This is a genomic window from Serratia sp. BNK-4 (assembly GCF_048685115.1).
Classification (GTDB): Bacteria; Pseudomonadota; Gammaproteobacteria; order Enterobacterales; family Enterobacteriaceae; genus Serratia; species Serratia bockelmannii.
On record NZ_JBLQTM010000001.1, the window covers coordinates 2,602,353 to 2,614,258 of the forward strand.

Genomic DNA, 11,906 nt, shown 5'->3' on the forward strand with positions numbered 1-11,906 from the left:
CATAATTGCCATCACCGATTTTGCAATTAACAACCGCGAACCACCCAGATAAAACAGCATCGGCCCGCAATCAGGCCGATGAAATTAACGGCGCCGGAGCGCCGGAAAAAGGGGGACGTTAATCCAACTGCAGCTGAGGAACCACTTCCTTCACCTGTGCCAGATAATCGCTGCGGTCTTTGCCGCCCAGCCCTTCGGAACGCGGCAGTTTGGCCGTCAGCGGGTTCACCGCCTGTTGGCCGGTCCACAGTTCAAAGTGCAGGTGTGGCCCGGTGGAACGGCCGGTGTTGCCGGAGAGCGCAATGCGATCGCCGCGTTTCACCTTCTGGCCTGGTTTCACCAGCAGTTTTTTCAGGTGCATATAGCGCGTGGTGTACTGACGACCGTGGCGGATCGCCACATAGTTGCCCGCTGCGCCGCTGCGTTTGGCGATCACCACCTCACCGTCGCCGACCGCCAGCACCGGTGTGCCGACCGGCATGGCGAAATCGACGCCCTTGTGCGGCGCCACGCGGCCAGTCACCGGGTTCACGCGGCGCGGGTTGAAGTTGGAGGAGATGCGGAACTGTTTCATGGTCGGGAAACGCATGAAGCCGCGCGCCAGGCCAGAGCCTTGGCGATCGTAGAATTTGCCGTCTTCGGCGCGGATCGCATAGTAATCTTTGCCGCCGGTGCGCAGACGCACGCCCAACAGCTGGCTTTGCGATTTCTTACCGTCGAAATGCTCGCGCGACATCAGCACGGAGAACTGGTCGCCTTTGCGCAGCTTGCGGAAATCGAGCTGCCACTGCAGGGCTTTGATCACCGAGTTGATTTCGTTACGGCTCAGCCCGGCGTCGCCGGCGCTGCTGACGAAGCTGCCGTTAACCCGGCCGCTGATCACGTTGTTGCGCCATTCGCCCTGCTGCGCCTCTTTCGACTCTTTGAAGCTGTTGCCGACGCGATCGTAGGTGCGGGTTTCGCGGCGGGAAACTTCCCAGGTCAACTGCTGCAAATCGCCCGCATCATTCACGGTCCACGACAGCTGTTGGCCGATCTTAAGGTTGCGCAGATCGCGGTTTTGCGAAGCCAGCAGCGTGACATCCGACATATCGATGCCGTACTGCGTCAGAATGCTGCCGAGGGTATCGCCGGTGGAAACCACATATTCATGCACGCCATCATCGCCGGCATCTTTTTGATCCAGCTCATCCTGCGGGATTTCGTCATCGGGGGTGGGTTGGTCGACATCTATCGGTTCACTGGCTTCGGGGAGCAATGACCGCATCTGGCTGGATTCTAACTCGACGCTCTTGGCGATGGGGTTGTGTTCTGGGTGGTAAACAAAAGGCCGCCAAACAGCGACGGCCAATGTGACGACTGTCAGCGACCCCAGCATGACGCGATGGGGCCGTGGCAGGTTGTTATACGCCAGAGCGATAGTTCGGACTATCTGCTGCACTCGATATTATCCTCATAAGCTTTACTTCAGGCAGCTCACGTACTGGTTTGACAGCTGAGTCAGGAATTTCCCGTAGCTGTCCTTCCCCAGCGCGATGCCGATGCCCAGCGGGTCCAGCGTTCCGGAACGCACTTTGGTACCCTTGGCGACGGCATTGATTACGGCCGGCCTGAATTGTGGCTCAGCAAAAACGCATACCGCTTTCTGCTCAACCAACTGTGTTCGAATTTGGTGTAGGCGCTGTGCTCCAGGCTGAATTTCGGGATTGACGGTGAAATGGCCCAGCGGACTCAAACCGTAGTGTTTCTCAAAGTAGCCGTAAGCATCATGAAAAACAAAATAACCCTTACCTTGCACAGGCGTAAGCATGTTACCAACATTTTTGTCAGTTTGCGTCAGCAGATTCTCGAACTGGCGCAGGTTTGCGTCTAATTTGTCCTTATTTTGCGGCATAAGTTCCAACAATCTGTCGTGAATCGCGATCGCGGTCACTTTTGCTATCTCCGGCGACAGCCAAACGTGCATATTGTACTCGCCGTGATGATGCCCATGATCGTCATCGGCATGGTTATGCGCTTCACCTGCATGATCATGATCGTCGTCATCTTCGCCTTTCATCAGCAATGGCTTCACCGCCGGCAGTTCGCTGACAGCCAGCTTTCGGGTTGCCGAGATAGGCACCAGCGCCTTGTTCAGGAACGCTTCCATGTCCGGCCCAACCCATAGCACCAGGTCCGCAGAGCGCAAACGCTGGATATCGGAAGGACGCAGCGCAAAATCGTGCGGTGAAGCGCCGTCCGGCAGCAACACCTCGGTCGGTGTCACGCCGTCGGCGATCGCCGAAGCGATAAAGCCCAGCGGACGAATCGTGGTCACCACCGCCGCGGAAGCGCTGCTCAGCGGGCCGGCCATCAACAATGCGCTGGCCAACAGCGTACGCTGCAGCCATTTATTTTTCTTTGCCATCATCAGTAATCCCATCGTTTTCATCAACAAGGCGTGATATTATAACATTCGCTTCGTTCTGCAACCTGTAATCTCGAGATGTCTACACTGATAACGCTAAAAAATATCTCCGTCGCCTTCGGCAGCCGCAAGGTGCTGTCGAACATTTCCCTCAGCCTGCAACCCGGCCGTATTCTCACGCTGCTTGGCCCGAACGGCGCGGGCAAATCCACGCTGGTGCGCGTGGTGCTGGGATTGGTCAAACCGACCGCCGGCACGCTGGAGCGTGAGCCCGATCTGCGCATCGGCTATGTGCCGCAAAAGCTGCACCTCGACGCCACCCTGCCACTGACCGTCAGCCGCTTTATGCGTCTTAAACCTGGCGTAAAGAAAGCCGACATTCTGCCGGCGCTCAAACGCGTGCACGCCGCCCACCTGCTCGACCAGCCGATGCAAAAGCTCTCCGGCGGTGAAAACCAGCGCGTGCTGCTGGCGCGAGCGCTGCTGAATAAACCGCAGCTGCTGGTGCTGGACGAACCCACGCAAGGGGTAGACGTCAACGGCCAGCTGGCGCTGTACGATCTGATCGATCAGCTGCGCAAGGAGCTGGGGTGCGCCGTGCTGATGGTCTCGCACGATCTGCATCTGGTGATGGCGAAAACCGACGAGGTGTTGTGCCTCAATCAGCACATCTGCTGCTCCGGCGCGCCGGAGGTGGTCTCGATGCATCCCGAATTCATCGCCATGTTCGGCAACCGCGGCGCAGAGCAGCTGGCGGTGTATCGCCACCATCACAACCACCGCCACGATCTGCAGGGAAGAATTGTCTTGAAGAAAACCGGGAGCCGCGAAGCATGATTGAACTGTTACTTCCCGGCTGGCTGGCCGGCGTGTTGCTGGCTAGCGCCGCCGGGCCGCTGGGTTCCTTCGTGGTCTGGCGCCGCATGTCCTACTTTGGTGATACCCTGGCGCACGCCTCGCTGCTCGGCGTCGCCTTTGGTCTGCTGCTCGACATCAACCCCTTCTATGCGGTGATCGCCATTACGCTGCTGCTGGCTCTGGCCCTGGTTTGGCTGGAACGTCGCCCGCAGCTTTCAGTGGATACCCTGCTCGGCATTCTGGCGCATAGCGCCCTGTCGCTGGGACTGGTGGTGGTGGCGTTGATGTCTAACGTGCGGGTCGATCTGATGGCCTACCTGTTCGGCGATCTACTGTCGGTTACGCTGAGCGATATCGTGATGATTGCCGGCGGCGTCGCCGTGGTGCTGTTGGTGCTGTGGTGGCAGTGGCGCGATCTGCTGTCGATGACCATCAGCCCGGAGCTGGCGCACGTCGACGGCGTTAATCTGGTGCGCGCACGCACCGTGTTGATGCTGGTCACCGCCTTGACCATCGGTCTGGCGATGAAATTCGTCGGCGCGCTGATCATCACCTCACTGCTGATCATTCCGGCAGCCACCGCTCGGCGCTTCGCACGCACGCCGGAGCAGATGGCGGGCGTCGCAGTGCTGCTCGGCATGGTGGCCGTCACCGGCGGCCTGACCTTCTCGGCATTTTACGATACGCCGGCCGGCCCTTCGGTGGTGCTGAGCGCCGCCGTGCTGTTCACGCTGAGCCTGTTCAAAAAACAGCAGGCTTGATTAAAGCCGGGATATGACAAGGGCCGCATCTGCGGCCCTTTCTTATTGGCGGATTAAAAATTTACTCTTCGCGTTCGAGGCCGAAATGCCGGTAGGCATGCTGCGTCGCCAAACGGCCGCGCGGCGTGCGCTGGATAAAGCCCTGCTGGATCAGGAACGGTTCGATCACATCTTCGATGGTTTCACGCTCTTCGCCGATCGCCGCCGCCAGGTTGTCCAACCCGACCGGGCCGCCGGTAAACTTGTCGATAATCGCCAGCAGCAGCTTGCGATCCATATAGTCGAAGCCTTCGGCATCGACGTTGAGCATATCGAGTGCCTGCGCCGCCACTGCGCCGCTGATCACGCCGTTGGCGCGCACTTCGGCGAAGTCACGCACCCGGCGCAGCAGGCGGTTGGCGATACGCGGCGTACCGCGCGCGCGGCGGGCCACCTCATGGGCGCCCTCGTCGGACAGCTCCAACCCCAGGCACCCGGCGCTGCGTGAGACGATATGCTGCAGATCCGCCACCTGATAAAACTCCAGCCGCTGGACAATGCCGAAGCGATCGCGCAGCGGCGAGGTCAGCGAACCGGCGCGGGTGGTTGCACCCACCAAGGTAAACGGCGGCAGATCGAGCTTAATCGAACGCGCCGCCGGCCCTTCGCCGATCATGATATCCAGCTGATAGTCTTCCATCGCCGGATACAGCACTTCTTCCACCACCGGTGACAAACGGTGGATTTCGTCGATGAATAACACGTCGTGCGGTTCGAGGTTGGTCAGCATCGCCGCCAAATCGCCCGCCTTCTCCAGCACCGGGCCGGAAGTGGTGCGCAGATTCACGCCCATTTCGTTGGCCACGATGTTGGCCAGGGTGGTTTTCCCCAGCCCCGGCGGGCCAAAGATCAGCAGGTGGTCGAGCGCGTCGCCGCGCTGCTTGGCCGCCTGGATGAAGATCTCCATCTGCTCGCGTACGTGCGGCTGACCCACGTATTCAGTCAACAGCTTGGGACGAATGGCGCGATCGAGGACTTCTTCCTCGTTGATCGGTTCGGCGGAGATCAGGCGATCGGCTTCAATCATTATCTACCTCTTAGCGGCCTTACAAAGCAGCGCGCAACGCGTCGCGGATCAGGGTCTCGCAGTCGGCGCCCGGTTTGGCAATTTTGCTGACCATGCGACTCGCTTCCTGTGGCTTGTAGCCCAGCGCCACCAGCGCCGAAACGGCTTCGGCTTCCGCGTCCGCTTCCGGCGCGTTGTCGGCGGCGGACGGCAGGCTGATCTCGCTGCTGCTGTTGAACAGGTCGCCGTTAAGCCCTTTGAAGCGGTCTTTCATCTCTACCACCAGGCGCTCGGCGGTTTTTTTGCCCACGCCCGGCAGCTTGACCAGTGCGGTGATCTCTTCACGCTCCACCGCGCTGACGAACTGCTGCGCGGACATGCCTGACAGGATCGCCAGCGCCAGCTTCGGCCCGACGCCGTTGACCTTGATCAGCTCGCGGAACAGCGCACGCTCCTGCTTGTCGTTGAAACCGTACAGCAGCTGCGCGTCTTCACGCACCACGAAGTGGGTAAACACGATGGCCTCTTGCCCCAGTTCAGGCAGCTCGTAAAAGCAGGTCATCGGCATGTGTACCTCGTAGCCCACGCCGTTCGCCTCCAGTAACACCAGCGGCGGCTGCTTTTCCAGAATATTTCCTCTGAGACGACCTATCATTTACCCTCCTGCAGAATGACCGGGCATGGCGCCCTGCCATGCCGTTGCTGGTAAAGCTTATAACATAAAAAAGGCTGGATGAATATCCAGCCTGAGCAATCATCGCTTTGCGTCAGCGCAAACGCCCGCGCGCCAGGTTCAACCGCCCTTCGCTCATCCGCAGCACGTTCTGGCTGAGGTGGCAGTGGGTGATGGCGATAGCCAGAGCATCGGCGGCGTCCGCCTGCGGGTTGGCCGAGAGTTTGAGCAGCGAGCGCACCATGTGCTGTACCTGCGCCTTTTCGGCCGCACCGGTGCCGACCACGGTCTGTTTGACCTGCCGCGCCGCATACTCGAACACTTCCAGATTCTGATTCACCGCCGCCACGATCGCGACGCCGCGTGCCTGGCCAAGCTTGAGCGCCGAATCCGGATTCTTAGCCATAAACACCTGTTCGATGGCGAAGAAGTCGGGCTGAAACTGGGTGATGATCTCACTGACGCCGGCGTAAATCAGCTTCAGCCGCGTCGGCATGTCGTCCACCACCGTGCGGATGCAGCCGCTGGCGATATAGCTCAACTGACGCCCCTGCTGGCGGATAAGGCCATAGCCGGTGACGCGTGAACCGGGATCGATACCGAGTATGATCGCCATATCTACATCCACCTTGCATGCACGGCGCCGCCGAACGGCGGCGCCCGTTTTACCGGATTACAGCGTCGCCGCCACTTCGTCGGAGATTTCACCGTTATGGTAAACTTCCTGCACGTCGTCGCAGTCTTCCAGCATATCGATCAGACGCAACAGCTTAGGCGCGGTTTCCGCGTCCATGTCGGCCTTGGTCGATGGGATCATCGACACTTCCGCCGCTTCGGCCTCGAAGCCCGCCGCGGTCAGCGCGTCTTTCACCGCGCCCAGGCTTTCCCAGGCGGTGAACACGTCGATGGCACCATCGTCATAGGTCACGATGTCTTCCGCACCGGCTTCCAGCGCCGCTTCCATCACGCTGTCTTCATCCAGGCCCGGTGCGTAAGTGATCACGCCCTTCTTGGTGAACAGATAAGCTACGGAACCGTCGGTACCGAGGTTGCCGCCACACTTGGTGAAAGCGTGACGCACTTCCGCCACGGTGCGGTTGCGGTTGTCACTCAGGCATTCGATCATGACGGCGGTGCCGCCAGGGCCGTAACCTTCATAGATGATGGTTTCCATATTGGTATCATCATCGCCGCCCACGCCGCGCGCGATCGCACGGTTCATGGTGTCGCGCGTCATGTTGTTCGACAGCGCCTTGTCCATCGCCGCGCGCAGACGCGGGTTGGAATCCGGATCGCCGCCGCCCAGCTTCGCGGCAGTGACCAGCTCACGAATAATCTTGGTGAAAATTTTACCGCGCTTGGCGTCCTGCGCCGCTTTACGGTGCTTTGTGTTGGCCCACTTACTATGACCTGCCATAAAAAATCTCCGAAAAAAACTACTGGACTGAATTGATCACGAACTCTTCAATCGCCTGCTGATTGCTCCATGACTTGGTCAACTTCACGGCTTCGGCCGCCTCAAGCCATTGGTAAGCGTGGTGCTCGGTAATCACCGGATCGCGCTCCTCGGGCAACGCCAGACAGAACCAGTGCTCTTTATTGCGCGTGGTTCCCGGCGCATAGCGATGTCGCAAATGGACAAAGAGTTCAAACTCCACGCAGCGTTGGCAATCGAACAACGGCAGGTGCTCTGCTTCGATATCGATGCCGACTTCTTCCATGACTTCACGCCGCGCGGCATGCGGCGGTGACTCATCCTGTTCCAGGCTGCCGGTGACCGACTGCCAGAACTCGGTATCGTCGCGCCGCTGTAACATCAGCACCCGACCACTGGATTTCGCGTAAATCACTACCAGGATAGATTCAGGGCGCTTATAACTCATCACTCGCTCTCTTGTTCCGCACCGGCTTTCTTTACCACGCTGATCGCCAGCTCCTGCAGCGACGCCGGGTTGGCGAAGCTCGGTGCGTCGGTCATCAGACAGGCCGCCGCGGTGGTTTTCGGGAAGGCGATCACGTCGCGGATGTTGTCGGTGCCGGTCAGCAGCATCACCAGACGATCCAGGCCGAAGGCCAGGCCGGCGTGCGGCGGCGTACCGTACTTCAGCGCGTCCAGCAGGAAGCCGAACTTCTCGCGCTGTTCATGTTCGTTAATGCCCAGAATGCTGAATACCGTCTGCTGCATTTCGCTGCGGTGAATACGTACCGAACCGCCGCCCACTTCGTAACCGTTGATCACCATGTCATAGGCGTTGGCGATAGCGTTGACCGGCGCTGCCGCCAGCTCTTCCGGGCTCATGTCGCGCGGCGAGGTGAACGGGTGGTGCATCGCCGCCAAGCCGCCCTCTTCGTCTTCTTCGAACATCGGGAAGTCGACCACCCACAGCGGCGCCCAGCTGTCGAGTTGGGTCAGCCCCAGATCGCGACCCAGCTTCAGGCGCAGCGCGCCCATCGCGTCGGTGACAATCTTGAAACTGTCTGCGCCGAAGAACAGGATGTCGCCGGTCTGCGCGTTGGTGCGCGCCAGGACAGCTTCCAGCACTTCCGCGCTGAGGAATTTGGCGATCGGGCTCTGCACGCCTTCCATGCCGGCGGCGCGGTCGTTGACCTTCAGCCAGGCCAGGCCTTTCGCGCCGTAGATGTTGACGAAAGCGCCGTACTCGTCGATCTGCTTGCGTGTCAGCTGTGCGCCGCCCGGTACGCGGATTGCCGCCACGCGGCCTTTGGCGTCGTTAGCCGGGCCGGAGAACACTTTAAACTCGACGTCTTTGACCAGGTCGGCCACGTCCACCAGCTCCAGCGGGTTACGCAGGTCCGGCTTGTCGGAGCCAAAGCGACGCATCGCTTCGGCGAAGGTCATGACCGGGAAATCGCCCAGATCCACGCCCTTCACGTCCAGCCACAGCTCGCGCGCCAGTTTCTCCATCACTTCACGCACCTGATCGGCGGTCATGAAGGAGGTTTCGACGTCGATCTGGGTGAATTCAGGCTGACGGTCCGCACGCAGGTCTTCGTCACGGAAGCATTTGACGATCTGATAGTAACGATCGAAGCCGGACATCATCAGCAGCTGTTTGAACAGCTGCGGAGACTGTGGCAGCGCGTAGAATTTGCCCTTGTGCACGCGGCTTGGCACCAGGTAATCGCGGGCGCCTTCCGGCGTCGCCTTGGTCAGCATCGGCGTTTCGATATCGAGGAAGCCATGGCTGTCCATGAAGCGGCGTACGAAGCTGGTGATTTTGGCGCGGGTCTTCAGACGCTCAGCCATTTCCGGGCGGCGCAGATCCAGGTAGCGGTATTTCAGGCGCGCTTCTTCACTGTTGACCTGGTTGGAGTCCAGCGGCAGCGGCTCGGAGCGGTTGATGATCTCCAGCGCGTGGGCAAACACTTCCACTTCGCCGGTGGCCATATCTTTATTGATCTGGCTGTCCGGACGCGCACGCACGGTGCCGACGATCTGGATGCAGAACTCATTGCGCAGGTCGTAGGCCTTGTCGAACGCCACTTTCTCGTCCGGATCGAAGAACACCTGCACGATGCCTTCGCGGTCGCGCATATCAATAAAGATCAGGCCGCCGAGATCGCGACGACGATTGACCCAACCACACAGAGTGACTTCCTGGCCCACGTGGGACAGATTCAACTGTCCGCAATATTCAGTACGCATACGCTATCCTTTTACACAGCCGATGCCGCGCCGGGCTACTGCGCCCCTGTCGCGCGGCTGTTATCTGATAAATTCTACTTGTTACCCGGTTTAAAATCCGTCGCATACCACCCGGTGCCCTTAAGCTGGAAGCCGGAGGATGAAATCAACTTGGTCAACGCGGGCTGCCCACACGCCGGGCAGTCTGCCAGCGGCGCATCGGAAAATTTTTGCAATTTCTCTAACCGATGGTTGCAAGCACCACATGCATATTCATAAATCGGCATAGGTCGTTGGATTAAAGAGTGTTGAAAAAAGGGAGTCATTATAAAGGAAATTCATCCGCCCGATAAGTGCGAACACAGCATTGTTACTGCACTAAATGGCGCGTTTTTGCTCGAATCAACACATCGGTTAACAAATTTCCCATTAACCTGCGACAGTTTTTTCACGTAGCCTGATTCTCCCCCGGTTTTGCGCCGAACGCAGCTCGCCCGACGCGCCGAACAGTTTTTATCCACTTCGCAACGAGATGAAATCCATGCTGAAACTTGACGCCCAAACCACCGCTCTGGTGCTGATCGATTTGCAAAATGGCATTCTGCCCTACGCCGGCGGCCCGCACGGCGCCGAGCAGGTGGTGGCGAACGCCGCCCTGCTGGCCGCGCGTTTTCGTCTGCTAGGCGCGCCGGTGCTGTTGGTGCGCGTCGGTTGGTCAGACTCCTTCGCCGAAGCGCTGAAACAACCGGTGGATAAACCGGCTCCCGCGCCCGCCGGCGGTTTGCCGGCCAGCTGGTGGGAGTTCCCCGCGCCGCTGGCGGTCTGCGACAGCGATATTCTGATCACCAAGCGCCAATGGGGCGCCTTCTACGGCACCGATCTGGACTTGCAGCTGCGCCGTCGCGGCATCAAGTCTGTGGTGCTGGGCGGTATTTCCACCAATATCGGCGTGGAATCCACCGCCCGCGCCGCCTGGGAACACGGCTATGAGCTGGTGATCGCCGAAGACGTCTGCAGCGCGCAGAACGCGGAAATGCACCGTTTCGCGTTCGAACACATCTTCCCGCGTTTGGCGCGAGTGCGCGACACCGGCGAAATTCTTGCCGCGCTCGACCGGTAACGTTAAGTTGTAGCCTGATAAGCCAAGGATAAGTAAAGGAAGACGACGCCGTGATCTACATCGGACTGCCCCAGTGGCAACATTCAGCCTGGAATCGTATCGGGCTGCGTGACTTGGCGGATTACAGCCGCTACTTCAACTGCGTGGAAGGCAATACCACCTTCTACGCGCTGCCAAAGCTGGACATCGTGCAGCGCTGGCGCGACATGACCGGCGACGATTTTCGCTTCTGCTTCAAATTCCCGTCGGACATCAGCCATAAGGCCGCCCTGCGCAACTGCGCCGCCGAGCTGCAGGCGTTTTACCACTGCCTGAGCCCGGTGCATCAACGCATCGGGCAATTGTGGCTGCAGTTGCCCGCCGCCTTCGGCCCCGACGAGCTGCCGCGCATGTGGCAGTTCTTCGAAAGCCTGCCGCAGGAATTCACCTACGGCGTCGAAGTGCGTCATCCGGCTTTTTTCGCCAAAGGCGAGGAAGAGCGCGCGTTGAATCAGGGGCTGCATCAGCGCGGCATCAATCGGGTGATCCTCGACAGCCGCCCGGTGCATCACGCCGCCCCCCATACCGCCGCCGTGCGCGATGCCCAGCAGAAAAAACCGAAGCTGCCGGTGCACGCTCTGGTCACCGCCGACCAACCGCTGGTGCGCTTTATCGGCGGCGACCAATTGGCCGACAACCTGCGCTGGTTCGAAGCCTGGCAGCAAAAACTGCCGCTGTGGCAGCAACAACATCAACCGTATCTGTTTATTCATACGCCGGACAACGGCGATTCACCCCAGCAAGCGCAAAAAATTTGGCAGCAGCTGCGCCGGGCGATCCCCGATTTGCCTGCGCCGCCGGACTGGCCAGAGCAAGATGCACTGTTTTGACCTATTAATCTGACCAATAACATCAAATATTTCCCCGCGACAGTGAATACAATGACGGCTATGATGCTGGCTGCCAGTTTTGGTTAGGGAACGGAGTTAAAAATGGTAAGCGCGCTTTATGTAGTGCTCGGCGCATTGTTGTTGATCAAACTCTCTTATGACGTAGTCAGATTAAGGATGCAGTACCGCGTAGCCTACGGCGACGGCGGTTTTTACGAATTGCAGACCGCCATCCGCGTGCATGGCAACGCCGTTGAATACATTCCTATCGCTGCCGTATTGCTGGTGATCATGGAGATGAACGGCGCGGAAATCTGGATGATTCACCTTTGCGGCCTGATGCTGATGGCCGGGCGACTGGTGCATTACTACGGTTTGCGCAACCGCGAGGTTCGCTGGCGTCGTTCAGGCATGGCCGCGACCTATATCTCTTTGTTGTTGATGGTTCTGGCAAATATCTTCTATCTGCCCTGGGATCTAATTTTCAGCCTGCATTGATCCCGTTTTATCATCAGGCGGCCGCGCCG

14 protein-coding genes are annotated in these 11,906 nt (G+C 59.4%); 5 read left to right on the top strand and 9 right to left on the bottom strand.

Annotated elements, in window-relative coordinates; translation table 11 throughout:
- Positions 1-118: 118 nt before the first annotated feature.
- Positions 119-1,441: a murein DD-endopeptidase MepM gene (gene mepM / locus ACMGGW_RS12535; RefSeq protein ID WP_004932347.1), complete on the bottom strand. Its 1,323-nt coding sequence runs from the start codon at positions 1,439-1,441 to the stop codon at positions 119-121.
- Positions 1,442-1,462: 21 nt separating this feature from the next.
- Positions 1,463-2,407 (bottom strand): zinc ABC transporter substrate-binding protein ZnuA, encoded by a 945-nt coding sequence (gene znuA, locus ACMGGW_RS12540; RefSeq protein ID WP_025303123.1) that lies wholly within the window; start codon positions 2,405-2,407, stop codon positions 1,463-1,465.
- A gap of 78 nt (positions 2,408-2,485) precedes the next feature.
- Between znuA and znuC the strand changes: the two genes are divergently transcribed.
- On the top strand, positions 2,486-3,244 hold the full coding sequence (gene znuC / locus ACMGGW_RS12545) for a zinc ABC transporter ATP-binding protein ZnuC (protein WP_004932357.1): 759 nt from the start codon (positions 2,486-2,488) through the stop codon (positions 3,242-3,244).
- Positions 3,241-4,026 carry a zinc ABC transporter permease subunit ZnuB gene (gene znuB, locus ACMGGW_RS12550; protein ID WP_025303124.1) on the top strand — a complete coding sequence of 262 codons (786 nt, stop codon included), beginning with the start codon at positions 3,241-3,243 and terminating at the stop codon, positions 4,024-4,026. The genes znuC and znuB overlap by 4 nt, the downstream gene beginning before the upstream one ends.
- 61 nt (positions 4,027-4,087) lie before the next feature.
- Here the strand turns inward: znuB and ruvB are convergent, their stop codons facing one another.
- From ruvB to ACMGGW_RS12585, 7 genes are all read right to left on the bottom strand, one after another.
- Positions 4,088-5,092: a Holliday junction branch migration DNA helicase RuvB gene (gene ruvB / locus ACMGGW_RS12555; protein ID WP_049209179.1), complete on the bottom strand. Its 1,005-nt coding sequence runs from the start codon at positions 5,090-5,092 to the stop codon at positions 4,088-4,090.
- A gap of 19 nt (positions 5,093-5,111) precedes the next feature.
- Positions 5,112-5,726, bottom strand: coding sequence for a Holliday junction branch migration protein RuvA (gene ruvA / locus ACMGGW_RS12560; RefSeq protein WP_025303126.1), 615 nt, complete (start codon positions 5,724-5,726; stop codon positions 5,112-5,114).
- Positions 5,727-5,838: 112 nt separating this feature from the next.
- A complete protein-coding gene (ruvC, locus tag ACMGGW_RS12565; protein ID WP_004932367.1) occupies positions 5,839-6,360 on the bottom strand; it encodes a crossover junction endodeoxyribonuclease RuvC in 522 nt (173 codons plus the stop codon).
- Positions 6,361-6,417: 57 nt separating this feature from the next.
- Positions 6,418-7,161: a YebC/PmpR family DNA-binding transcriptional regulator gene (locus ACMGGW_RS12570; RefSeq protein ID WP_004932370.1), complete on the bottom strand. Its 744-nt coding sequence runs from the start codon at positions 7,159-7,161 to the stop codon at positions 6,418-6,420.
- A 19-nt stretch (positions 7,162-7,180) separates the two neighbouring features.
- A complete protein-coding gene (gene nudB, locus ACMGGW_RS12575; protein ID WP_004932373.1) occupies positions 7,181-7,627 on the bottom strand; it encodes a dihydroneopterin triphosphate diphosphatase in 447 nt (148 codons plus the stop codon).
- The gene (gene aspS, locus ACMGGW_RS12580; RefSeq protein ID WP_025303127.1) at positions 7,627-9,411 is read right to left on the bottom strand and encodes an aspartate--tRNA ligase; all 1,785 of its coding nucleotides are present in this window, start codon (positions 9,409-9,411) and stop codon (positions 7,627-7,629) included. Before aspS ends, nudB begins: the two co-directional genes overlap by 1 nt.
- A gap of 74 nt (positions 9,412-9,485) precedes the next feature.
- Complete coding sequence (locus tag ACMGGW_RS12585; protein ID WP_320204121.1) at positions 9,486-9,716, bottom strand: FmdB family zinc ribbon protein; 231 nt, start codon at positions 9,714-9,716, stop codon at positions 9,486-9,488.
- A gap of 215 nt (positions 9,717-9,931) precedes the next feature.
- On the opposite strand from ACMGGW_RS12585, the gene ACMGGW_RS12590 reads away from it, so the two are divergent.
- The 3 genes from ACMGGW_RS12590 to ACMGGW_RS12600 all read left to right on the top strand — a co-directional run bounded on the left by ACMGGW_RS12590 (position 9,932) and on the right by ACMGGW_RS12600 (position 11,877).
- Positions 9,932-10,510, top strand: coding sequence for a hydrolase (locus ACMGGW_RS12590; RefSeq protein ID WP_043143030.1), 579 nt, complete (start codon positions 9,932-9,934; stop codon positions 10,508-10,510).
- A 53-nt stretch (positions 10,511-10,563) separates the two neighbouring features.
- Complete coding sequence (locus tag ACMGGW_RS12595) at positions 10,564-11,379, top strand: DUF72 domain-containing protein (protein ID WP_089180536.1); 816 nt, start codon at positions 10,564-10,566, stop codon at positions 11,377-11,379.
- A 102-nt stretch (positions 11,380-11,481) separates the two neighbouring features.
- Positions 11,482-11,877: an MAPEG family protein gene (locus ACMGGW_RS12600; RefSeq protein ID WP_004932387.1), complete on the top strand. Its 396-nt coding sequence runs from the start codon at positions 11,482-11,484 to the stop codon at positions 11,875-11,877.
- The last annotated feature ends 29 nt before the right edge of the window (positions 11,878-11,906 follow it).

Bases quoted from the DNA above. Each gene is read 5' to 3' on its own strand.
- znuA (WP_025303123.1), bottom strand. From the start codon at position 2,407: ATGGCAAAGAAAAATAAATGGCTGCAGCGTACGCTGTTGGCCAGCGCA.
- znuC (WP_004932357.1), top strand. From the start codon at position 2,486: ATGTCTACACTGATAACGCTAAAAAATATCTCCGTCGCCTTCGGCAGC.
- znuB (WP_025303124.1), top strand. From the start codon at position 3,241: ATGATTGAACTGTTACTTCCCGGCTGGCTGGCCGGCGTGTTGCTGGCT.
- ruvB (WP_049209179.1), bottom strand. From the start codon at position 5,092: ATGATTGAAGCCGATCGCCTGATCTCCGCCGAACCGATCAACGAGGAA.
- ruvA (WP_025303126.1), bottom strand. From the start codon at position 5,726: ATGATAGGTCGTCTCAGAGGAAATATTCTGGAAAAGCAGCCGCCGCTG.
- ruvC (WP_004932367.1), bottom strand. From the start codon at position 6,360: ATGGCGATCATACTCGGTATCGATCCCGGTTCACGCGTCACCGGCTAT.
- ACMGGW_RS12570 (WP_004932370.1), bottom strand. From the start codon at position 7,161: ATGGCAGGTCATAGTAAGTGGGCCAACACAAAGCACCGTAAAGCGGCG.
- nudB (WP_004932373.1), bottom strand. From the start codon at position 7,627: ATGAGTTATAAGCGCCCTGAATCTATCCTGGTAGTGATTTACGCGAAA.
- aspS (WP_025303127.1), bottom strand. From the start codon at position 9,411: ATGCGTACTGAATATTGCGGACAGTTGAATCTGTCCCACGTGGGCCAG.
- ACMGGW_RS12585 (WP_320204121.1), bottom strand. From the start codon at position 9,716: ATGACTCCCTTTTTTCAACACTCTTTAATCCAACGACCTATGCCGATT.
- ACMGGW_RS12590 (WP_043143030.1), top strand. From the start codon at position 9,932: ATGCTGAAACTTGACGCCCAAACCACCGCTCTGGTGCTGATCGATTTG.
- ACMGGW_RS12600 (WP_004932387.1), top strand. From the start codon at position 11,482: ATGGTAAGCGCGCTTTATGTAGTGCTCGGCGCATTGTTGTTGATCAAA.